This window comes from Rahnella sp. RcJ3, assembly GCF_009498575.1.
Classification (GTDB): Bacteria; Pseudomonadota; Gammaproteobacteria; order Enterobacterales; family Enterobacteriaceae; genus Rahnella; species Rahnella aceris.
The window spans coordinates 224,657-246,458 of the sequence record NZ_QSNX01000009.1; the positions used below are offsets into that span (position 1 = coordinate 224,657).

At 51.8% G+C, this 21,802-nt stretch carries 28 protein-coding genes and 1 other annotated feature; of the genes, 6 read left to right on the top strand and 22 right to left on the bottom strand.

Features of this window, described 5'->3' with window-relative positions:
* Position 1 precedes the first annotated feature (1 nt).
* The 18 genes from DXU84_RS14085 to DXU84_RS14165 all read right to left on the bottom strand — a co-directional run bounded on the left by DXU84_RS14085 (position 2) and on the right by DXU84_RS14165 (position 10,750).
* On the bottom strand, positions 2-289 hold the full coding sequence (locus DXU84_RS14085; protein ID WP_113878065.1) for a phage tail assembly protein: 288 nt from the start codon (positions 287-289) through the stop codon (positions 2-4).
* A gap of 59 nt (positions 290-348) precedes the next feature.
* Entirely contained in the window at positions 349-858 is a 510-nt protein-coding gene (locus DXU84_RS14090; RefSeq protein ID WP_013574045.1) for a phage major tail tube protein, read from the bottom strand.
* A gap of 14 nt (positions 859-872) precedes the next feature.
* A complete protein-coding gene (locus DXU84_RS14095) occupies positions 873-2,042 on the bottom strand; it encodes a phage tail sheath protein (RefSeq protein WP_013574046.1) in 1,170 nt (389 codons plus the stop codon).
* Positions 2,043-2,212: 170 nt separating this feature from the next.
* Positions 2,213-3,244, bottom strand: a complete 1,032-nt coding sequence (locus DXU84_RS14100) for a phage tail protein (protein WP_153376025.1) — start codon at positions 3,242-3,244, stop codon at positions 2,213-2,215.
* Positions 3,234-3,848, bottom strand: a complete 615-nt coding sequence (locus DXU84_RS14105) for a phage tail protein I (protein ID WP_153376027.1) — start codon at positions 3,846-3,848, stop codon at positions 3,234-3,236. The genes DXU84_RS14100 and DXU84_RS14105 overlap by 11 nt, the downstream gene beginning before the upstream one ends.
* Complete coding sequence (locus DXU84_RS14110; RefSeq protein ID WP_153376029.1) at positions 3,841-4,749, bottom strand: baseplate assembly protein; 909 nt, start codon at positions 4,747-4,749, stop codon at positions 3,841-3,843. The genes DXU84_RS14105 and DXU84_RS14110 overlap by 8 nt, the downstream gene beginning before the upstream one ends.
* Before the next feature lie 5 nt (positions 4,750-4,754).
* Positions 4,755-5,105, bottom strand: a complete 351-nt coding sequence (locus tag DXU84_RS14115; RefSeq protein WP_013574050.1) for a GPW/gp25 family protein — start codon at positions 5,103-5,105, stop codon at positions 4,755-4,757.
* A complete protein-coding gene (locus DXU84_RS14120; RefSeq protein ID WP_013574051.1) occupies positions 5,102-5,743 on the bottom strand; it encodes a phage baseplate assembly protein V in 642 nt (213 codons plus the stop codon). Before DXU84_RS14120 ends, DXU84_RS14115 begins: the two co-directional genes overlap by 4 nt.
* A gap of 81 nt (positions 5,744-5,824) precedes the next feature.
* Positions 5,825-6,286 (bottom strand): phage tail protein, encoded by a 462-nt coding sequence (locus tag DXU84_RS14125; protein ID WP_013574052.1) that lies wholly within the window; start codon positions 6,284-6,286, stop codon positions 5,825-5,827.
* Complete coding sequence (lysC, locus tag DXU84_RS25135) at positions 6,249-6,497, bottom strand: Rz1-like lysis system protein LysC (RefSeq protein WP_228389011.1); 249 nt, start codon at positions 6,495-6,497, stop codon at positions 6,249-6,251. Before lysC ends, DXU84_RS14125 begins: the two co-directional genes overlap by 38 nt.
* Positions 6,379-6,807: an Rz-like lysis system protein LysB gene (gene lysB, locus DXU84_RS14130; RefSeq protein ID WP_013574053.1), complete on the bottom strand. Its 429-nt coding sequence runs from the start codon at positions 6,805-6,807 to the stop codon at positions 6,379-6,381. Before lysB ends, lysC begins: the two co-directional genes overlap by 119 nt.
* Positions 6,808-7,317: a lysozyme gene (locus tag DXU84_RS14135; protein WP_153376031.1), complete on the bottom strand. Its 510-nt coding sequence runs from the start codon at positions 7,315-7,317 to the stop codon at positions 6,808-6,810. It lies immediately after the preceding gene.
* Complete coding sequence (locus DXU84_RS14140; RefSeq protein ID WP_013574055.1) at positions 7,298-7,519, bottom strand: HP1 family phage holin; 222 nt, start codon at positions 7,517-7,519, stop codon at positions 7,298-7,300. Before DXU84_RS14140 ends, DXU84_RS14135 begins: the two co-directional genes overlap by 20 nt.
* Positions 7,510-7,713: a tail protein X gene (locus tag DXU84_RS14145; protein ID WP_013574056.1), complete on the bottom strand. Its 204-nt coding sequence runs from the start codon at positions 7,711-7,713 to the stop codon at positions 7,510-7,512. The genes DXU84_RS14140 and DXU84_RS14145 overlap by 10 nt, the downstream gene beginning before the upstream one ends.
* 211 nt (positions 7,714-7,924) lie before the next feature.
* Complete coding sequence (locus tag DXU84_RS14150; RefSeq protein ID WP_013574057.1) at positions 7,925-8,119, bottom strand: hypothetical protein; 195 nt, start codon at positions 8,117-8,119, stop codon at positions 7,925-7,927.
* A 148-nt stretch (positions 8,120-8,267) separates the two neighbouring features.
* Entirely contained in the window at positions 8,268-10,160 is a 1,893-nt protein-coding gene (locus tag DXU84_RS14155) for a replication endonuclease (RefSeq protein WP_153376032.1), read from the bottom strand.
* Positions 10,161-10,253: 93 nt separating this feature from the next.
* Entirely contained in the window at positions 10,254-10,475 is a 222-nt protein-coding gene (locus DXU84_RS14160) for a TraR/DksA C4-type zinc finger protein (protein ID WP_013574059.1), read from the bottom strand.
* A complete protein-coding gene (locus DXU84_RS14165; protein WP_153376034.1) occupies positions 10,475-10,750 on the bottom strand; it encodes a DUF5347 family protein in 276 nt (91 codons plus the stop codon). The genes DXU84_RS14160 and DXU84_RS14165 overlap by 1 nt, the downstream gene beginning before the upstream one ends.
* 132 nt (positions 10,751-10,882) lie before the next feature.
* Here DXU84_RS14165 and DXU84_RS14170 point away from each other — a divergent pair, with 132 nt between their 5' ends.
* The 3 genes from DXU84_RS14170 to tyrA all read left to right on the top strand — a co-directional run bounded on the left by DXU84_RS14170 (position 10,883) and on the right by tyrA (position 13,966).
* The gene (locus DXU84_RS14170; RefSeq protein WP_013574061.1) at positions 10,883-11,473 is read left to right on the top strand and encodes a helix-turn-helix domain-containing protein; all 591 of its coding nucleotides are present in this window, start codon (positions 10,883-10,885) and stop codon (positions 11,471-11,473) included.
* A 288-nt stretch (positions 11,474-11,761) separates the two neighbouring features.
* Positions 11,762-12,838: a 3-deoxy-7-phosphoheptulonate synthase gene (locus tag DXU84_RS14175; protein WP_013574062.1), complete on the top strand. Its 1,077-nt coding sequence runs from the start codon at positions 11,762-11,764 to the stop codon at positions 12,836-12,838.
* A gap of 6 nt (positions 12,839-12,844) precedes the next feature.
* Positions 12,845-13,966 carry a bifunctional chorismate mutase/prephenate dehydrogenase gene (tyrA, locus tag DXU84_RS14180; RefSeq protein ID WP_153376036.1) on the top strand — a complete coding sequence of 374 codons (1,122 nt, stop codon included), beginning with the start codon at positions 12,845-12,847 and terminating at the stop codon, positions 13,964-13,966.
* A gap of 77 nt (positions 13,967-14,043) precedes the next feature.
* Here the strand turns inward: tyrA and pheA are convergent, their stop codons facing one another.
* The 4 genes from pheA to bamD all read right to left on the bottom strand — a co-directional run bounded on the left by pheA (position 14,044) and on the right by bamD (position 16,870).
* Positions 14,044-15,198, bottom strand: coding sequence for a bifunctional chorismate mutase/prephenate dehydratase (pheA, locus tag DXU84_RS14185; protein WP_153376038.1), 1,155 nt, complete (start codon positions 15,196-15,198; stop codon positions 14,044-14,046).
* A gap of 53 nt (positions 15,199-15,251) precedes the next feature.
* Positions 15,252-15,376: a sequence feature (Phe leader region), on the bottom strand.
* Positions 15,328-15,375, bottom strand: a complete 48-nt coding sequence (locus DXU84_RS25405) for a hypothetical protein (protein ID WP_369794779.1) — start codon at positions 15,373-15,375, stop codon at positions 15,328-15,330. (Overlaps the previous feature by 48 nt.)
* Positions 15,377-15,509: 133 nt before the next feature.
* Complete coding sequence (raiA, locus tag DXU84_RS14190) at positions 15,510-15,854, bottom strand: ribosome-associated translation inhibitor RaiA (protein ID WP_013574065.1); 345 nt, start codon at positions 15,852-15,854, stop codon at positions 15,510-15,512.
* A gap of 281 nt (positions 15,855-16,135) precedes the next feature.
* Positions 16,136-16,870, bottom strand: coding sequence for an outer membrane protein assembly factor BamD (gene bamD, locus DXU84_RS14195; RefSeq protein WP_013574066.1), 735 nt, complete (start codon positions 16,868-16,870; stop codon positions 16,136-16,138).
* 130 nt (positions 16,871-17,000) lie between these two features.
* Between bamD and rluD the strand changes: the two genes are divergently transcribed.
* The 3 genes from rluD (at position 17,001) to clpB (ending at position 21,419) form a co-directional block, all read left to right on the top strand.
* The gene (rluD, locus tag DXU84_RS14200; RefSeq protein ID WP_037034119.1) at positions 17,001-17,978 is read left to right on the top strand and encodes a 23S rRNA pseudouridine(1911/1915/1917) synthase RluD; all 978 of its coding nucleotides are present in this window, start codon (positions 17,001-17,003) and stop codon (positions 17,976-17,978) included.
* Positions 17,978-18,715: a purine nucleoside phosphorylase YfiH gene (yfiH, locus tag DXU84_RS14205; protein ID WP_126124628.1), complete on the top strand. Its 738-nt coding sequence runs from the start codon at positions 17,978-17,980 to the stop codon at positions 18,713-18,715. The genes rluD and yfiH overlap by 1 nt, the downstream gene beginning before the upstream one ends.
* Positions 18,716-18,845: 130 nt before the next feature.
* On the top strand, positions 18,846-21,419 hold the full coding sequence (gene clpB, locus DXU84_RS14210) for an ATP-dependent chaperone ClpB (RefSeq protein ID WP_153376040.1): 2,574 nt from the start codon (positions 18,846-18,848) through the stop codon (positions 21,417-21,419).
* Positions 21,420-21,802 lie beyond the last annotated feature (383 nt).

Genomic DNA, 21,802 nt, shown 5'->3' on the forward strand with positions numbered 1-21,802 from the left:
CTTACGCCACCGGTTTCGGCGATAAAAAACCTATCACCTTACCTGCCAGCGCAATCAGATCCGGCAGCTCCAGGCGCGAGCACTCTTCTTTGGTCAGGTTCGGATAGGTGATGCGCGGTAAAATGGTGATCAGCGCGTCTACATCCGCGTTCGCCAGTGCCGCAAGACCGATACCGCGTAAGCTGCCCGCAGTGGGTCTGGTGACCTGAACTTCGGTGATTTCCATCTCGCCGCGTTTGAGCGGAACGTCAAGAATCACGGTGTTGTCATTAATGTCAGTCGGGTTCATGTGTTTTCCTGCTTGAGTGGGAAATGAAGCCGGCAATGACTGCCGGCTTTAGGAGGGAATTACAGGCCGAGTGCGGTACGGTGTTCCGCCAGACGGTCAACGCCGTTGACGACTTCGACCATATTGACGGTGTCGATCTCAATCAGCTCTTTGCCATCGATGGTCAGTTTGAAATACGTACACTGGGTGGTGACTTTGGTTTCAGTGTCTTCACCCTGTTTGTACTCACCGAAATCAAACTCTTTGTGACGGCCGCGCATCATCACTTCGACTGCGGAGACATCACCGGTGTCGTCGCGCTGCAATGAACCGGCAAACCGCAGCGGAATGTCTGATGTGCTGCCCCATTGTTGCAGAACCAGCTCATCCAGACCGCCGATGGACCATTCCAGCGTCAGCGCATCGTCATCCAGCCCGAAGTCCACCGCGACCGAACCGCTCATGCCGCCGCCACGATAGTTTTGCAGTTTACGGGTGAGTTTCGGCAGCGTCAGTGAGGAGACCAGACCGAGGTAGCTGTTCCCGTCATTAAACAGGTTCAGGTATTTCAATTTCTTAGGAAGTGCCATGAGTTTTTGTCTCCTTAGCTGTTTACGGACGCGGCAAAGTTCACCAGGTAAGAGTCGGTGATACGCTGGCGCAGGGTCAGATCTTCCAGTGGAGGAACCGGAGTGTAGTCGTAATCGATATACAACTTACCGGCCTTCAGAGTTTCAGCGGTGTTCGCGGTTTCGTCATACCAGCAGTCGCCGTCAATGATGTAACCCGCTGATTTCATTTCGCGCATTTTGGCTTTGATGCCGTCAATCATGTCGCGCACCAGTGTCGGGGTCATTGGTTTATCGACCGCCCACATGTGCGCTTCGGCCATGGTGTCGGCCAGAACCTGCGCTGTACGGGTGTAGTTTTCGAACAGGAACAGTGTGTCATCGCTGCAGGTCCGGTTGCCCCAGAAACGGAAACCGTCTTTGCGCACCAGTGTTGTCACACAGGCTTCGTTCAGCAAATCCGCGTCGGTACCCGTTGCCTGCAAATCCCAGAAGACACTGGCGGACAGACCGGTAACACCGTTAACGCCGACGTTGGATAAGGTTTTATGCCAGCCAGTGTCCTGGTCAATTTTGGCGCGTAAACCCAGAGCGCGGGCGGTGGCATAAGCGATATCAGACTGGCTGGTGGTGGTATTCCAGTTAACAAAGTCTGGCCAGATCAGCATCAGCTCGCGCTGGCTGAAGTTGTCGCGGTATTTGATCGCATCGGAAATGGTTTTTGCACCATAAACGCTGACATAACCGAACGCACGCAGCTGCTGACAAACACCTGCCAGCGCGGTCGCGACAGCCTGGTTATCCAGACCAGGAACACCCAGAATACGAGGCTTCACGCCCAGCTCTGCCTGCGCAGAAAGCAGCGCTTTCATACCGGTGTAACGGCCATTGGCATCAGAACCGCCAATGATGTTGCTGGTGGTTGCGGCTTCATCTTCACCCGTGGCGACACGTACCACGACGGTGACCGGTTTACACTGGTCAGCAATCGCCAGAAGCGCGGCACGCAATGTTCCGCTGGTGCCCGCTTTACCGCTGGCCGCCAGAACGTCAGTGATCAGAACCGGGGTATTCAAAGGGAAAACAGTCGCATCCGCATCTTCTGCGGTACAAACCATGCCGATAATTGCTGTGGAAACGGTGGAAATAACGCGGGTGCCGTCGTTGATTTCGACAACACGCACGCCGTGATGATAATCAGCCATCAGGGTGACTCTCTCTGTTGTGGGTGGTAAAGCAAGGATGCCGGTTCGCAACAGAAAGCGCATTTGATCAGGGGCGTGGGGGCGGTGGCACAACAGAGAGGGGAAATAAAAAAGAGATAATAATAATTATCTCTTTGCACAGGTCCGGAAGTTTTTACGTTTTAAGAGGATCAGGCTGCCCGAACAATATAATTAAAAGCGATATTACGAGGACGCATAGTGATCCATACACCAGCAGGATTTGTCAAACCGGAGGATGATTGTACGGCGGTCATGCTGTTGTCCGCCAAGATGGAGCCAAGAGTAGTGTTGGCTGGGCTTTTCGCTCCTGCGGGCTGTAAAGTGCTAGCTGAGTCAGCGGCAACAAACGAAGTGCCTATTGTTGCTCCGGCCGCTGTCTCATCGACTCCGAAGTAATCCAGCGCCGCGGTTCTGATCCCGGTAGCTCCCTGAGCGCCATAGATCACTCGTCCGGTATCAACTCCTCGGCCATCATCCCAACCACGAATAAACTCGCCTCGCAAATCAGGCAACAAACCCAGTGGGTAAACAGCGGCGAGCTTAGGATATTTTGCCTTATCAAACGCAGCGCCATTACATTTTAACCAACCAGCCGGTGGAGTTGCTGTCGGCCAGGGAAGGGGGATACCAACAGGTATTTCATATTGTGGATGAGGCGAAGCTGCCGCCAGGTGAGCAGCCATAAGACTGTCTGCATAGGCCTTAACCTCAATGACTTTATCATCGACATATTTGCGTGTTGCCAGTACCACAGACGGATCAATTTTCAGCGTGACCGCGTCAGTGCTGTTTACCACTAAAATCATACGAACCGTCTGCGTCCGGCCACTGCCTTCCTGTAACTGGGGTTTATAGGTTTCAGGGCAGTTGGCGATAGCAATCAGCGTATTGTCCTGATCAAATAAGCCAATTTCTCGGATCCAGAATCCGCCCTGATCCTCAGGGATAATTTGTTCGGCGATAATCTGATTAGTATTTGCCGGATCAACACTCAGTGAATTGAGCGCCGCCCGGCGTTTTTCGCCAATTAATTGCGTTTGAGCAGGGTCCGGTGTTGGCAGGGTACCGCCGCCATCACCGACCGCCATTTGGGTCAGGCTGAGTTGCGTACCCAGCGCCGTCGCATTGGCCAGTTTCGCTGCGCCCAGATTGGTCAGCAGGGCATAATATTTAGCTGTCATAATTCACTCTCAGGTTGTCGATTAAATGGATTGCTGAACCGGTAAACGCGGATCCGGATGCTGTAATGGTTTCGGGGAAATACGGATAAACCGTCAGTTCTTCTCCGTCGTAAGTCGCTGCTGCTATATAAAAATCACCCGTGACATCCAGATTGATGGAGAGACCGTTCAGATGGCGGCTGCAGGGTTTGGCATCGGTGATCAGACGTTCGAGTTCCTGATACATTTCTTCCGTGATGCCCGTTTCAAGCACGCCGACATCGAGGCGAAAAGTGCCCGGAATATCGTTGGTCTGCCACCATTCGGTGACGCGAATTAAATATCCCAGCGGTTCAACGACCCGCCGCAAAGCCCCGATAGTTCCTTTATGTTTATGAACGAACCAGGCCGCGCTAACTGCAGAGCGTTTCGCTGGTTCGGTCCAGTTTTCATCCCAGCGATCGACCGAAAATGACCAGGCAAGATAAGGCAGCAGCTCCAGCGGACAGGTATCAGGATCCCAGAGTTCACGCAGAGGAACGCTGAGATTACCGATTTGCGATAGCGCCTGCGTGGCCGCAACCTCAAGCTGAGTGGAACCCGAGGGTAACAGACGATCACTCATCCGAGCCTCCCACTGTCAGTGAGTAACCGGTACAGAGTGACGCCTGAGTTTTATCAAGCACGATATCCGCCAGCGGTGACGACAGCTCTACCCGCTGAACGCCTTCAACATGCAGAGCGGCATAGATTGCAGAAAGCCGGATATCACGGCCTAGCCGACTTTGCGTATTGATATACGTTTTTAACTGCGCTTCAGAGGCCGCGCGAACAGGCTCAATTTCAGGTGTGGGCAAGACATACAGCACGGCATCAATCTGATAAGGCACAATCTCGGCCGCCTGCACAGTGACGCGATCGGCAACAGGCCTGACATCTTCATCGTTCAGGGCTTTTTCAACGGCAATGAGCAAGTCATCAGAGGCAACGCCATCGTTGTCTCGTGACAAAATAGTGACGGTCACTTCAGCGGGAGACGGGCTGATAGCCGATGCATCCGCAATGCGTCCGTCTGCCGAACGAGCATGATATTCGTAAGCTCCGGTCGGGCCCGCCACGCTCAACCCTTCGAACGCCTGAGGAATACGCACGCGTAAATCGCTATCGGCTTCTAGAACGGCGGCTTTTGGGGGGATTGTATTGATATCCGCAGGCTGTAAAACCAGGCGCTGAACGTTGAAATTCGCCGCAAGCTGATCCAGATCACTGCCCGTCGCATAGGCCACCATCACGGCGCGGGCGGATTCGTTAACTCGCTGGCGCAGGATCAGTTCGCGGTAGGCATTCTCCTGCAACAGTTTGACCAGCGGTTCGGATTCCAGCGTCAGCGTGCGGCTGATGGCCTCCTGCTGATCGGCTGGATAGAGCGAAATCAGCGTCGTTTTACGTTCTTCAAGCAGGGTTTCATAATCCAGTTGTTCGACCACATCGGGGGCCGGTAACTGGCTCAAATCGATCGTTGCCATAAGTGTCAGCTCACAGGAATATTCAGGGAAAAATCCGTTGCCGTGTCGTTACGGCTTCCGGTCAGTTCCACCACCATCTTGCCGGTGTAATCGGTCTCGAAAGTGATGGCATTCAGTGAAATGCGGGGTTCCCACTGCAACAATGCGGTGTAGCAAATTGCCATCATCTGCAGTTGCAGTGCGCCGTTTTGCGGCTGGTCGATCAGCTCAGAAAGTAACGAACCGTAATTGCGGCGCATCACTCTGGAACCGACCGGTGTATTCAAAATGTCGCTCACGGACTGGCGGATATGGTCGAGATCTTCGATAGCCATACCGCTGTTTCTGTTCATCCCCAGGTACTTGGGATTGCTCATTGCGGGCCTCCTGTCTGACCGCCGCCGGTCTGAACACCGCTGTGGCGGTGAGTGTGCACAACGATGCCGTTGGATGTCAGGCTGCCGCCGCTGTGGGTTAAGTTGCCGGTCAGCGTGCCGCCTTGTTTCACCTCGAGAGATCCGGTAGTCAGTTTGCTGGTGCAAACTACTTCCGGCGTGTCGAGCGTGATGCGGGTGCTGGCGGTACAGCGGATTTCGGGTGCGGTCACCTCAACCTTTTGCGCTGCGTTAATCACGGCTGTTTTAATTCCCGTCACTTTCAGAGCGCTTTGTGCCGGTTCGTATTCAAAAACTGCGCCGTCCGGGAAGGCCAGATGAAAGGCGTCCGGCGAGGCAGATGGGGCGGGCGAAGCATCAGAAAATACTGCCGGTAACACGAATGCCGTATTAAGCTCGCCGCCCATCGAGAGCAGCAAAACCTGTTCACCGACGGAGGGCGCCCACCAGCTGCGCGTACGTCCGGCGCGATGCGTCATCCACGGCAGCCAGGCTGTCACGTTGCTGCCCGTTTTGACGCGGCAGCGGGCGTTGGCAAGATCCAGTTCGGAGACTTTGCCGATGCGTACCAGATTGCCAATCAGCCGCATTATGTCGTTGAGTTGAAGAGTCGTATTCATGGGATAAAGGATGCCGTTTCAGAGGGTTGAGCGACAACCGGTGACCGTTCGCCAGCGGCTGACACAACAAGGTTTATCGGGTTACACCGTCCAGCTGCTGATCAGTTCGCCGTTGAGATAAACCTGACGCGGCAGCGCCACATTTTCTGGCAGTGGCGGTTCCGGGAGATGAGTGATGGTGCGCACCTCATCCTTGTCACTTACCTGGACGCGTTCTGTCAGTTGCAGCACCAGAGCGAGGCTTCGTTCCTGCTGAGTGAAGGTAAAATCATTTAGCCGGTGCAAGGCGTTGCCGAGAATTTCAGGCTGATTAACCTGCAGCCAGTCGAGAACGGTGACCACGGCCAGATCGACCAGCGTTTCGCTGAGCGCGTCGTCAGTGATCGTCACTGTCAGCGGATAGCGGTACTCAAAAGAAAGCGAAGGTGCAGATGTGGCCACCACATTGCCCGGCCCGGTGGCAATCACCAGTTTTTCAGGCGTAGCCGCAAGCAAGGGGATCTGTTCAATCAGCCGTTGTTGCAATTGAATCGGTTTTTGCATGTTGTGCCTCCTGACACTTTTTGATGGCTTCAATTTGTAAGCCGCAATCCATCAGCGCGGACTCCAGCTGAAGAATGTCGGTACTCAGATCTTCATTGGTGGCCGGTTTGCTGGCCGGAATAGGGCATGAGCTGACCGCCGGACAGCCAACGTAAATAATCGCTGGCGGAGCTGAAGGCGGGACGCTGGTGCAACCGGTTGATATCAGCAGGCAGACTGCTGTCAGCCCACTGACGGGTTTGCGGATCATCATGGAGGCTCCTCTGCCTTTGTTGCTCACGGCTTTGCATCACTTGCCGGGCGGTGTTCAGGTCTTCGCGTAACGCCAGTTCAGCTTGCTCGCGCTGGCGCATTTGCTGGTTCAGTGTGGCGATCAACTGCTCGCGTTGTTGTAACTGTGTAATCAGGGCATCGCGTTGCTGACTGGCATTGTTGAGGTCGTGCTGTAATGAGCGATTGGAAAGCAACAGGATGGCGACCAGTAAAACCATCCCCGCCAGAAGTGCTGTTAACAGACGCATTCAGACTCCTTTCAGGCAGAGAGTACGTTCGGCATTTCGCCTGCGTTCCAGACCCCGGTTGCGTTCGCCATTAACGAAAACCCAGCGCGGCAACTGGTCGCAGGCTTGTTGCCACTGCTGCTGGTTGATGAAAAACGCCAGTGTTGATTTACAGGCGGCACCGGTGCTGACGTTAAAACTGAAGGACACCACGGCATCAAAAACCGGTTGCGGCATGATCACCGGCATACATTTTTTTACGGCGCGCTCTGTCTGCTGAATATCCCCCAGCAGATTTTCAGCGGCCTGATGTTCGGTGACTTCCTGTGCCGGTTTAACGCCGGCCGTATGACCGATGCCGCTGGTCCATACGCCAGCGCTGCATTGATAGGGTTGCAGCTGACAGCCTTCAAAATCGGTGATCAACCGCAGACCCTCTTCTGACACCTGCAAGGAGCTGTAGCCTGGCAGTGCTGCCATCAGCCCCAGGACCACGGCGGCACTACAGCGTTTAAGAGTTGAGGTTTTCATAGTCGTCTTTGCTCAGACCTTTACGTGCCAGCAACTGATAGCTTTTGCGCCGGTAGTACCAGTTGATCAAAAACGTGCCGACGCCAACTGCTGAGCCGACCAGAAAGGCGACGTCCTGCGATGTCAGACTGGCGAGCCAGGTCAGCGAAGTGGCGATGAAATAGGCGCAGCCTGAACTGATGCGCTCCGTATTCAGTCCCATAATTTGATCGTTTCCTGAACCGGTTGTTCTGCAATGTCGGGCATAAAGACGGCTGTGCCGTGAGGTAATAACGGGCCTAAATCCGCGATGCCAATATTGGCGGCATACACTTTTTCGACGACGAGTGCCGTGCGGTTGTAATAGCGCCAGCAAAGAGAATCGAGGGTATCGCCCTGTTCTGCATAGACTTTCATGAACTTTCTCCACAAGTGAGTGAAATCGTCAGGAGGTGAGTTCAGTCTGCGCAATAGCACGCCGGGCGGCAATCTGAGTGGGATGTGAAACAGCTGGCACAACAGGTAAGCAGACAGCGAAGAGAGGGAAAGGGCGGGGCGCTTAGTCCGGAGGGAAACCGGTCGGGCAAGCGCCAGTAATGTTGGCTACTACCGCCGCAGGATCTGGCAATCAGTGGGTGTCGTCAGTGCTCCCGTTGCAATACACAACGTCCTGGTTCTCGTCAGTCAGCGCCTGGCTGGCCAGCTCTGAGATCAGTGACATCACGACCAGGAATTCTTTTGGATTGCATTGCGCCGTCTGCGAAATGTCTGCGATCAATTGTATCCTGGACAACGTTAACTGTTGTTTAGTCAGGTTTTCCATTTTCTCCCCTCGCCAGATACTGTGTTTATATACAGTATTCTTTAATTGATCTGATACGTCAACAGCCAGAGTATTTTAAAATTTATAATCCATTGAATTTATGTATGAATTTTTATTGGCGCGGTTTTTGTATCAATGACTGACTTTGTCAGGCGGGAGGCGATCCACAGTTATTGACAGAACTCCAAGGTATACGAATCTTCGATATTTCCGTATAAGAAGGCCGGTGACGGACAATCCGCCACTGTGCAGTGTGTGTCAGAAAAATATGAGAGATGCCCAGATGAGGGGCATAAATGCCGATGACTTTATTGCGGGGCTCGTCGTAGGCATTTTTCTCCTCGCTGAGTTGACGGGCAACGCGAACCGTTTGCGCCTTGCGGGGAATGTGAATACCACCTTGTGCCTGAATATAACGGGCGAAATCACCTTCATCGGCAGCGCTGCGCACGTTTTCAACCCGTGCGTCAAAACGGCTGGTCAGATTCTGGTAGCGGATCCGCCTGCATTCTCGCCAGGCGCCGACCGAGGGAATACCGATGGCGTGGAATTGTGGGATCCGCCACGTCGAGGCCCAGGAGGTGACCGCAGTGGCGATATCTGTCAGCAAGCGTCCAGAGTCAAAATCGGTTTCGCCATCGAGCGCGTATCCATCGATATTCTTGGCGACGTATTTCGCGATATAGCCGGCTGCCCCACCCCGGTTAAGCGGCTTGCAATTGAAACGTGACTCAGCGGCACCCGGTTCATCCGAATCTTCTTCAAGAGCATAACGGCGCATAACCTCTGTCACTTTTTGCTGCTGATGCTGCGGTGTGAACAACATCATGTGCCAGTGCGGCGTGCCGTCATGATGCGGTTCGACGACGCGCACGCCGTAAACTTTCAGGTTCCGGTCTTTAAAAGTGGTACGGATTTTTGCCCAGACAGCCACCAGATAACGCTGCGCATCTTTGGGGGTAAACGCGTGCTGCTCCCATTTCTTATTAAAGATTGGAGCAGTACGGGTTCCGGTGGTTTTCAGCGGATGATATTTTGACGGCGTGGTCAGCGTAATAAACAGCCCACAGTCGCGCTGCCGGTCAGCGACATCTTCGACGCCGGCGATCAGCGTCATCAGTTCCATACGACGAAGTTTGGGATTGGAAATGCTGGCCAATACGGTATCCAGCAAACTCAGCGTTTCACCGGATTCAACATTTTCGAGCTGGCACTGTTTCAGGTAGTTGATGGCGGATAAGCGGCGTGATACCACGTCACGGATGGCGTTTTTACTGGCATAAGGCGATGTCGCGCGGCTGACATAACCGCAGGCAATCATCAGGGATTCCCGCCACAAACGCTGTTTTGAACGCAGCTGTTTTTCCCACCATTCGCCGCTGACCAGACGTGAAATGCTGGCGACAGCCGAATGCGTTGTCATACGGCCTTTTTGCCATTTCTGCCAGTAAAGAGGTTGTACGCGGCAGGAACGTGCCATCGCGGCGACATGCCCGTAAATTTCCTGCTGTGTGCTGTCGCGCAACAAAATGCCGGGTTCGTCAGGACGGTTTTTCAGCCAGCATTCACAGTGATATTCATAGGCATCCTGCATTTGCACGGCAAGTTTGTTGGCCAGCCTTCTCAGACCGTCATCATTAAGATCGGGCAAGCGGTTAAACATTTCTTCTTCAGTGAGTAGCTTTTGCGAGATTTGACGATTCAGTGTGTTTCGCGCATTTACCAGCTTAATACGCGGCCATACGCGTTGCGTGAAAACTGTCATCAGGAAATGAAACGCCACGCGCACTCCTTTAGTTTCCAGTAAAAATGTATACCGCTGATATAACGGCGTGCGCACGCAACGGGGCAGTGCTGCCAGCTGAGAAAGGGCCGTTTGCTGGCGCTGACAAAAGTCACGGGTCAGTGGTTTTTCCAGCGGGCTGCTGAGCGCTGCGCGGGGGGCATTCCACCACCAGGCACCCGCAAAATATTGCCCTGGTGTCCGGTTAAATGCAGGTGGGGGCGAAGGGATTGTTCTGCCTCTGATATTCTCTGACATACATTTATTCCGAAAAATAAAATAGAAAATCCTCTCCGGAAATAATATTATTTCCAGCGTGATGATTAATTTTAATAATATTAATTAGACTTTTTATACGGGGCGGTAATTCTTTCTTTTAATCTCCTCAATTTCCTGACATTCAATACATCGCTGTACACCGGGGATGATTTTCCTGCGTGGCTCCGCAATCGGAGAATCACAATCCACGCAGAAGAAGGCCGACAGTGCAGGCCGGGTACGGGTTGCCTGCGTAATCTGCGCTTCGAGGATTTTTAACTGATACTCCTGCGATTCATCTATCCAGTCTGCCATCAGTAAAGTTCTCTTTTAAATATCGCCGTGAAGTGGCGAAGTGATAATAATGCCTGCATTATTTTCATTTTTTCCTCATCATTTAATTGTGAATATGTCAGTAAGGTATGATGGCGTTTAAGACCGGCGTGAAAACATAATGTGAGTTTCCATTTTTCAGGAGCCTGATCATAAATAACCTCAACCTGATTCTTACTCTGAACGAAATAAGTTTCTTTCAGATGAGCGATATGGCGCAGGCCGGTCTGGCGCTGCTGCTCTGTTCCTAAAAACATCGCGTCTCCTTATTTCTCCACGACGCCGTAAATTTGGTATCATGGTCGTCTGTCGGTACATTACATAATCAATCTAAACTTGCATTTGCGAGTTGTCAAGATGATATTTACAGATTCAGGGGTTTTCGCCAGATGCAATTAGATGAACTTGAAGGTGGAAAAGCTGTTCTGACGCGTATGCTTCAGGCTTACGGCTTTAGCATGCAGAAGGAACTGGGGGATCTGTATGGATTATCATCTGGCACGATAAGTACCTGGGTAAGAAGAGATTATTTCCCCGGTGATGTGGTCGTGGCCTGTGCGCTGGATACCGGCGTCTCGTTGCGCTGGCTGGCAACGGGCAAAGGCGCGATGCAGGATGCAAGCTCTTCGGCTGCCGTGGCGTCAGGTGAAATCCGTCAGCTTAAAAAATTGAGATTGCGCGGCGGGGAGCTTGAGGAAGAAGGCCTCTGGACGGTTGACCCTTCGCTATTGGACGATTCGCTGGCGCAGCCTGCGTATATCGTGAAAGGCAATCATTCATGGATTATCGATCTGGGCAGCACACATCCCGGCAATGGTCGCTGGCTGTTGGACATTGATGGTGATCTGGACGTTTATGATGTGGCCCGTATTCCTGGTAACCGTCTGAGCGTGACGCGTCAGGAAAGCCATTTCGAGTGTGGCGTGGATGAAGTGACTGCTTTAGGGCAGGTATTTATTACCCTGGATCGTAATCTGTAAATTTCGTCTCCTCAGCAGCTCCCTGTTGCTGAGGGTATTTCTGACGTTGTTCTCCTTCCCTCCCCTGAAATTCCTTTTTCACCGCTGACAAACCATGTGTAATATTTACGGTACATCCTTTTCGTCTGATTCGCTTTTTATGTAAAGTTAACTTTCCGTTGTCTGCATATCAATGGTGAAATGGTAATGTTAAGTTTACAACTAAGGCTTGCTAAGTTTACGTGCTGTGTTAATGTTGTCCGCAGATGCCGCCGTGGCAGCCCATTTTCCTTATAACGGAACACGATCATGCAAAAAGACGCCCTGAATAATGTTCATATCACTGCTGAACAAATCCTTATCACTCCTGAAGAGCTGAAAAACCGTTTTCCTTTAAGCGTCAGCGACGAAAACAGTATTTCCGAAGCACGTAAAACCATCGCGGATATCGTCCATGGTCGTGATCCTCGTCTTCTGGTGGTGTGTGGCCCTTGCTCAATTCATGACGTGGATGCGGCGCTGGATTACGCGCGTCACCTGAAAACACTGGCGGCCGAACTCAGCGATCGTTTGTACATCGTGATGCGTGTTTACTTTGAAAAACCGCGGACCACTGTCGGCTGGAAAGGGTTAATTAACGATCCGCACATGGACGGCACGTTTGATGTGGAAGCGGGTCTGCACATTGCCCGTGATTTGCTGCTGCAACTGGTCGGCATGGGGTTACCGCTGGCAACAGAAGCGCTGGATCCCAACAGTCCGCAATACTTAGGTGATCTGTTCAGCTGGTCAGCAATCGGTGCGCGTACGACCGAATCTCAGACTCACCGCGAAATGGCGTCTGGTTTGTCAATGCCGGTGGGCTTCAAGAACGGGACTGACGGCAGCCTGGGTACGGCGATCAATGCGATGCGTGCTGCAGAAATGGCGCACCGCTTTGTGGGGATCAATCAGGCCGGTCAGGTTTGCCTGTTGCAGACTCAGGGCAACCCGGACGGGCATGTGATTTTGCGCGGCGGCAAAATGCCAAACTACAGCGAGCAGGACGTTCAGGCCTGTGAAAAACAGATGGCCGATGCGGGACTCCATCCTTCCTTGATGATAGATTGCAGTCACGGTAACTCAAACAAAGACTATCGTCGCCAGCCTGTCGTGGCTCAGTCTGTCATCGATCAGATTAAAGCCGGTAACCGCTCTATCACGGGGCTGATGCTGGAAAGTCATCTGAACGAAGGCAGCCAGTCTTCTGAACAACCGCGTTCAGAAATGAAATACGGTGTGTCTGTTACGGATGCCTGCATTAACTGGGAAACCACGGAAAACCTGCTGCGCACGATGCATCAGGAACTGGGCGACGCGCTGGCGGCACGAATCGCAGGAGAGTAAGTTTTTATGGTGGCAGAACTTAACGCGTTGCGCGATCAGATCGACGACGTTGATAAAGCGTTGTTAGATCTCTTATCACGGCGTCTTGCGCTGGTGGCAGAAGTCGGGGAAGTCAAAAGTCGTTATGGTTTGCCGATTTATGTCCCTGAACGGGAAGCGGCAATGCTGGCTTCACGCCGTCAGGAAGCGCAGAACCTCAGTGTTCCGCCCGATCTGATTGAAGATGTATTGCGCCGCGTGATGCGTGAGTCCTACTCAAGCGAAAACGATAAAGGCTTCAAAACATTGCATCCGGCATTGCGCCCGGTGGTGATTATTGGCGGAAACGGGCAGATGGGGCGCTTGTTCACTCGTCTGCTTGAACTTTCCGGTTATCAGGTAAAAGTGCTGGAGCAGGAAGACTGGCCGCAGGCAGAAACATTACTGGCGGATGCCGGAATGGTGATTGTCAGCGTACCGATCCATCTGACTGAAGAAGTGATCGCACGTCTGCCAAAACTGCCGGATGACTGTATTCTGGTGGATCTGGCGTCAGTGAAAAATCGTCCGCTGCAGGCGATGCTGGCGGTGCATGAAGGTCCGGTGCTTGGCTTGCATCCTATGTTTGGGCCGGATGTCAGCAGCCTGGCAAAACAGGTTGTGGTGTACTGCGATGGTCGTGAACCTCAGGCCTATCAGTGGTTGCTGGAGCAGTTACAGGTCTGGGGTGCTCGCCTGCATAAAATCAGTGCGGTCGAGCACGACCAGAACATGGCGTTCATTCAGGCGTTACGCCACTTTGCAACGTTTGCTTATGGCATGCATTTATCAGAAGAAAACGTTGAAATCGAACAGTTGCTGGCTCTGTCTTCACCGATCTATCGCCTCGAACTGGCGATGGTTGGTCGCTTGTTTGCACAGGATCCGCAGCTTTACGCTGATATTATTATGTCCTCAGAAAGCAATCTGGCGCTGATCAAACGTTACTATCAGCGTTTTGGTGATGCACTTGCTCTGCTGGAAACGGGTGATAAACAGGCGTTTATCGATAAGTTCAGGCAGGTTGAGCACTGGTTCGGTGATTATGCACCGCGTTTCCTGAAAGAAAGTGGTGCGTTACTCCGTCAGGCCAACGACAACCGCAAGTAAGCTTTTCGGAAATGCTGTCTGTAAATGAAAAGAAGGGCGTTGCAGTTGTATGCAGCGCCCTTTTTGTTTGTGGAAAATTACAGGTCGACGGAAACGATGTTTTCGCTTGGATAACAGCCGAGAACTTTCAGCGAGCGTGTGATTGGAGCCAGATCCTTCAGCGCCTTTTTCATCTCTTCTGAACGCAGGTTTGCCTGCACATCGATATAAAACATCTCTTCCCACGGATTACCGTTGATCGGACGTGATTCCAGCTTGGTCATGATGATGCCCTGATCACGCAGCACCAGAAGCGCATTCACCAGCGCCCCCGCTTGCTGGCCAGTGGCCATAATCAGCGTGGTTTTAGCCGGAACCTGGTCTGTCACTTCAATGGCTTTGCGCGCCAGAATAATGAAGCGGGTGATGTTTTCCTGCTGGTTCGCCAGGTTGTGTTCGAGCACCTGCAATTTGTACAACGCGCCACCGGCTTCGCTGCCCAGCGCAGCCACGTGCGGAGAATTGGCTGCCGCCACTTTTTCCATCGCCGCCGCAGTGCTTTCGCAGTATTCAATTTTCCAGTGAGGGAAGCGGTTAATGAACTGGCTGCATTGCTGGAAGGGTTGCGGATGGCTGTAAACCGTCTGAATCTGAGATAAATCCGTGTCTGCCGCCACCAGAACGCAATGATCGATAGGGTTTGTCAGCTCGCCCACAATCGACAAACTGGTGTGTTGCAACAGGTCATAAACGTCATTGATTGAGCCGGAACTGGTATTTTCAATCGGCAATACCGCGTAATCAGCCTGGCCGGTTTCAACCTGAGAAAAGATATCCTGGAATTTCTGGCAGCCACATTCGATGAACTGGTCGAAATGACGTGCGGCAAACTGACGGGCGGCGAGATGTGAATATGAACCTTTCGGACCGAGGAAAGCGATGCGGGCTGAATCAGAAGAGGTTTTATTCAGATGTTGCTGCAGGAGTGCCTGTTGTGTGAGAACGGAATCTTCAATGATTAGCTGATAAACGCGGGTGATGTAATGGCCGTCCAGCCCCTGTTTTTTCCCTTCCTGAATCAGTGTGTTAATCAGTTCTGCTTCGCGTTCTTTATCGCGGATAGGGCGGTGAGAGTGCATTTTGGATTGCGCGACCTCAATCGCCATCGTACGTCGTTCTGCCAGCAGGGCCAGCAATTTCAGGTCTAATGCGCTGATGCGTTCGCGCAGTGCCAGTAATGAGTTCTCGGTCATGTTATTACCCTTTTAGATGTTCTTTCTTTCAGCAAAATGTGTAAAACGCAGGCATAAAAAAAGCCCCCTTTTCAGGAGGCTTTGTTGTTCGTCTTCGCATTCATTCTTTCGCGACGAAACGCCTCCCAATCAGGGGAAGGTAAAAAAGAATGCGAAGAAAAACAGACGGGTATTCATGTATACGTTGTTTCCATAAGTTTGAGCAGAGTCTTAAAGTAACCGCTGGGTTTTCCCTGTGTCAATAAGATTCCTTCAGACACAAAAAACGCGCCCCTCAGAGCGCGTTGTTACTGACATGCCGGATAACCCGGTTATTCCTCTTCTTCCTGCACCGGTTCCAGATTGAGTTCTTTGACGCCGGACTCTGCACGGCGGGCCTCACCTTTATGCTGCGCTTTATTGAGCTGGCGCTCGAGTTTGGTCGTCATTTCGTTAATCGCAGCGTACATATCATCGTGCGTAGCACTGGCAACCAGTTTTCCGTTTGGTGTACTGATGGTCGCATCGGCGACAAATCCCTGAGGTTCTTTCGACAGGATTATGTGTGGGTTAATGAGCTGAGTTTGCCATTTATCCAGTTTTTTCAGACGCCCTTCGATGTGTTCACGAATCGCGGGGGTGATGTCCATTTGTTTACTGGTAATGTTGACTGTCATATAACTTACCTCTCTTCTTTCCGTCTCCGATGAATCCAACATACCAGCCTTTTTTACGAAATGCGTCCCTAAACTCGCGGTTTTTTGTCACTTTTTGTCAATGTTGAAGTTTATGTGACTCAGGGTAATTAATGGCCGGAAAGGCCTTGAGACTTCATTCAGGAGCAGGCATGATTGATGGGATCAGTACGTTATTCTTTCCTGTGTTTCTGCAATTATCCCCTAAAAAGAGCCAAAAAAAACGGCAGCCTGAGCTACCGTTTGTCCACGGACATGTAAAATTATGCTGCGCTGTTGGCGGCAATAATTTTCGCGACTTTATCAGCCTGAGTGTTCAGCTGCAGTTCACGGTAGGCGTTTTCCATCAACGGCAGCGCATCATGCGTTGCTTTCGTATCCGGATAATCTTTCAGCATTTGTTCTACACGGTTAACGACAGCGACGTAAGCACCGCGTTTAGTGTAGTATTGCACCACTGACAGCTCGTATTTCGCCAAACGATCTTTCAGGAATACCAAACGTTTAGTCGCGTCAGTGGCGTACTGGCTGTTTGGATACGTGTGGATCAACTGGCTGAAATCACGGAATGCTGCACGTGCATGCTGTGGATCACGGTCTGAACGATCAACACCGAAAAATCCTTGCAGGGCACTGTCATCCAACGCCATATCCGTTAAACCACGCATATACATGACGTAGTCGATATTCGGATGTGTTGGGTTCAGACGCATAAAGCGATCAATAGAAGCCTGAGCCATAGGCAAGTCAGCAGACTTGTAATAGGCATAAATCAGATCTAACTGAACTTGCTGCGAGTAAGGCCCAAACGGATAGCGGTTATCCAGCGCTTCTAATTGCGCAATAGCGCCTTTAAAGTTACCGTCCTGCAGCTTTTGCTGGGCAGTGGCATAAAGGACGTTAGGCGGGTTATCGGGAACCGTTTCTTTGGAACTGGAGCAACCGACCAGCGCCAGGCTCAACGTGGCTGCTGCCACCAGATATTTCACACGCGTCATGACGTTTTGATTATCCTCAGGTGTTATTCTGGGAGACTGTCCGTTAAGCTCCCGACAAAGACCAGCTACAATAGCACATTATTTTAAACGGCATCGCCGTGAAAACCCAACGTTAACCAAGAAGCTGCATATGGCACAACAAGTACAACTCACCGCAACGGTGGCCGAATCTCAACTCGGTCAACGGTTAGATCAGGCTTTGGCCGAATTGTTCCCTGATTATTCAAGATCTCGCATAAAAGATTGGATCCTTGAAGACAGGGTCACGGTCAATGGCAAAAAAGTGACCAAACCAAAAGAAAAAGTGTTGGGTGGCGAGGCTATCGCAATCGATGCGCAAATTGAAGAAGAAGCGCGTTGGCTGCCACAAGATATCGCTTTAGATATCGTGTATGAAGATACTGATATTTTAGTCATCAATAAACCCCGTGATCTGGTTGTTCATCCGGGCGCCGGGAATCCTGATGGCACGGTACTGAATGCGCTGCTGCATTATTACCCTGCAATTATTGATGTACCGCGCTGCGGCATCGTGCATCGCCTGGATAAAGATACCACCGGTCTGATGGTGGTGGCGAAGTCGGTGCCTGCACAAACGCACCTGGTGACCGCACTTCAGGCCCGCGAAATTACCCGCGAATATGAAGCCGTGGCGATTGGTACAATGACGGCAGGCGGCACAGTGAATGAGCCGATTGCGCGCCATTCCACCAAGCGTACGCATATGGCGGTTCATCCGACTGGCAAACCGGCGACGACACACTATCGCATCATGGAGCATTTCCGTGCTCATACGCGTCTGCGCTTGCGTCTGGAGTCCGGTCGTACACACCAGATCCGCGTGCATATGGCGCACATTAACCATCCTCTGTTAGGCGATCAACTGTATGGTGGCCGTCCACGTCTGCCAAAAGGTGCTTCAGAACCGTTCATTAATATGCTGCGCGGATTCGATCGTCAGGCTCTTCACGCTACCATGCTGCGTCTTTATCATCCGGTCACTGGTATTCAGATGGAATGGCATGCGCCACTTCCGCAGGATATGGTTGACCTGATCAATGCGCTTAAAGCGGATACCGAAGAGTTCAAGGACCAGATGAACTGGTAATGAGCGTGCTTATCCAGCCTCAGTGGCCGCAACCGGCATCGGTGCGGTCATGTGCGACAACCCGCGAAGGAGGCGTCAGTCTGCCTCCTTACGGTTCGCTTAACCTCGGCAGTCATGTCGGGGATTCTCCTGAGCATGTTGCGCTGAACCGCCAGCGGTTGATCGCGCTGGGCGGTCTGCCTGCTTCGCCACACTGGCTTGAGCAGGTTCATGGCACCGACGTGGTTCGTTTATCATCGCAAACTCCCCTTATTCCGACACAGATTGCCGATGCGGCCTATACCCGCGAGCCAGGCGTTGTCTGTGCAGCAATGACAGCCGATTGTTTACCGGTTCTGTTTTGCAGTAAAAACGGCGATGAAGTCGCTGCAGCTCATGCGGGCTGGCGGGGATTGTGTGCGGGTGTATTAGAAAATACAGTGGCCTGTTTTGAAGCGACTCCCGGGGACGTGATGGCATGGATGGGACCGGCGATTGGCCCTTCTCATTTTGAAGTTGGCGGCGAAGTTCGCGAAGCCTTTATGGCTGTGGACTCTGCCGTATCCGTCGCTTTCAGACCTGCAGGTGCCAAATTCATGGCCGACATTTACCAGCTTGCACGGTTTCGCTTGCAAGCTGCGGGCATCACCGCCCTCTACGGCGGTGAATATTGCACTGTGACAGACAGCAACAAATTTTACTCTTATCGGCGCGACGGAATTACCGGACGGCTGGCAAGTTTAATTTGGCTGATATAACCTATCGAATCAAGACGATCCATCACGCATAACAGCTGTCCTCTGAATATACTGCCAAGATAACCTTGAAAACGTGAGGGTTGACCTCATCTAATCTCCAGTAGCAATTTTGTTCAGTATTGGAGGTGTTATGCGTCTGGATCGTCTTACCAGCAAATTCCAGCTTGCCCTCGCGGATGCTCAGTCACTCGCGCTCGGGCGCGACAATCAATTTATCGAACCTGTTCACCTGATGAGTGCTTTGCTTACTCAGGAAGGCGGAACCGTACGTCCTTTATTAACGGCGGCTGGGATAGATACCCAGAAACTGCGCACGGACGTTGATCAGGCTTTGGGGCGTTTGCCGCAAGTTGAAGGTACCGGCGGTGATGTTCAACCATCCCATGAGCTGGTACGTGTTTTAAATCTTTGTGACAAGCTGGCACAACAACGTGCCGATACTTTCATCTCTTCAGAACTGTTTGTTCTGGCCGTGATGAAAGACCACGGCTCTTTAACGGATCTGTTAAAAGCCAGCGGTACAACGGCCGAGAAAATCACAGCGGCTATCGATCAAATGCGTGGGGGTGAGAAAGTGGATGACCAGAATGCCGAAGACCAGCGTCAGGCATTAAAAAAATTCACTATCGATCTGACCGAACGTGCCGAGCAGGGCAAACTGGATCCGGTCATCGGTCGTGATGAAGAAATTCGCCGGACTATTCAGGTTCTGCAACGTCGTACCAAAAATAACCCGGTGCTGATTGGTGAGCCAGGTGTCGGTAAAACCGCGATTGCGGAAGGACTGGCACAGCGCATCATTAATGGTGAAGTGCCGGAAGGTCTGAAAAATAAACGTGTGCTTTCATTAGACATGGGTGCATTGGTTGCCGGTGCCAAGTATCGCGGTGAATTTGAAGAACGTCTGAAAGGCGTGCTGAGTGATCTGGCTAAACAGGAAGGCAACGTCATTCTGTTTATCGACGAATTGCATACCATGGTCGGTGCGGGTAAAGCCGATGGCGCAATGGATGCCGGCAATATGCTGAAACCGGCTCTGGCGCGTGGTGAACTTCACTGTGTAGGTGCGACGACATTAAATGAATATCGTCAGTTCATCGAGAAAGATGCGGCGTTAGAGCGTCGTTTCCAGAAAGTGTTTGTTGCCGAGCCTTCTGTTGAAGACACCATCGCTATCTTGCGTGGTCTGAAAGAACGCTATGAGCTGCATCACCATGTACAGATTACTGACCCGGCTATCGTTGCAGCAGCCACATTGTCGCAGCGTTATATCTCGGATCGTCAGTTACCGGATAAAGCAATCGACCTTATAGATGAAGCGGCATCCAGCATTCGTATGCAGATGGACTCTAAACCGGAGTCTCTGGACCGTCTCGATCGCCGTATTATCCAGCTCAAACTGGAACAGCAGGCGCTGAAAAAAGAGTCTGATGATGCCAGTGTGAAACGTCTGGAAATGCTGGAAACCGAACTGAGCCAGAAAGAGCGTGAATATTCTGAGCTGGAAGAAGAGTGGAAAGCTGAGAAAGCATCCCTGACCGGCACGCAGAATATTAAAGCCGAGCTGGAGCAGGCAAAGATTACGCTTGAACAGGCTCGCCGCGTTGGCGATCTGGGCCGTATGTCAGAATTGCAGTACGGTAAAATCCCGGAACTGGAAAAACAGCTGGCAGCGGCGACTCAGGCAGACGGTAAAACCATGAAGCTGCTGCGCAACCGTGTGACAGATGTGGAAATTGCCGACGTGCTGGCGCGCTGGACCGGTATTCCGGTTGCCCGGATGCTTGAAAGTGAACGTGAAAAACTGCTGCGTATGGAAGAAGAACTTCATAACCGTGTGATTGGCCAGAACGAGGCGGTAGAAGCAGTATCGAATGCCATTCGTCGTAGCCGCGCAGGATTGTCAGATCCAAACCGTCCGATCGGGTCATTCCTGTTCCTCGGTCCGACCGGTGTGGGTAAAACAGAGCTGTGTAAAGCGCTGGCGACATTCCTGTTTAACAGCGATGACGCGATGGTTCGCATCGATATGTCAGAGTTTATGGAAAAACACTCCGTTTCACGTCTGGTCGGTGCGCCTCCGGGTTATGTCGGTTATGAGGAAGGGGGTTACCTGACCGAAGCGGTTCGTCGTCGTCCTTACTCTGTCATCTTGTTAGATGAAGTTGAGAAGGCGCACCCGGATGTCTTCAACATCTTATTGCAGGTGCTGGATGACGGCCGTTTAACTGACGGGCAGGGGAGAACAGTTGATTTCCGCAACACGGTTGTCATCATGACCTCTAACCTGGGCTCTGACATTATTCAGCAGCACTTCGGTGAGGCCAGCTATGCGCAGATGAAAGCGTCGGTAATGGAAGTGGTCACACACAGCTTCCGTCCGGAATTCATCAACCGTATAGATGAAGTGGTTGTGTTCCATCCGCTGGGTCATGCGCATATCAAGAATATCGCCAAGATCCAGCTGGCACGTTTGTATAAACGCTTAGAAGAACACGGCTACACGGCAACGCTGACCGATGCGGCGCTGGAACTGCTGGGTAACACAGGATTTGACCCGGTTTATGGTGCGCGTCCATTGAAACGTGCCATCCAGCAGGAGATTGAGAACCCGCTGGCTCAGCAAATCTTGTCTGGCAAGCTGATCCCAGGCAAACCAATTACTGTCGATGTGGAAGATGATCACATCATCGCAAGACAGTAAATAGATAAGTAGCGGCCTTATAACGGGCTCCGGAGTCATTCGGAGCCCGTTTTTTATGCATTACTTGTGTGTTACTTATTCATTTGGTGAATTTATGAACGCTTGGTAGGAAAAGTGAAATTAGCCCTTGCGGCCTGCTGAGAACTCCCTATAATGCCGCTCCATCGACAGGGAACAACGTGAACAACATCACGAAGTAACCGGGTCGGAAAGATTAAAAACAGTGATGACCGGATAAAATAAACGGTTGACACTGAATGAGGAAAGCGTAATATACGCCACCTCGAGTTAGTAAGCGAAAGCGCATAACTCACTGCTCTTTAACAATTTATCAGACAATCTGTGTGGGCACTCACAAGACGATATCAGCCACTTCGGTGGCA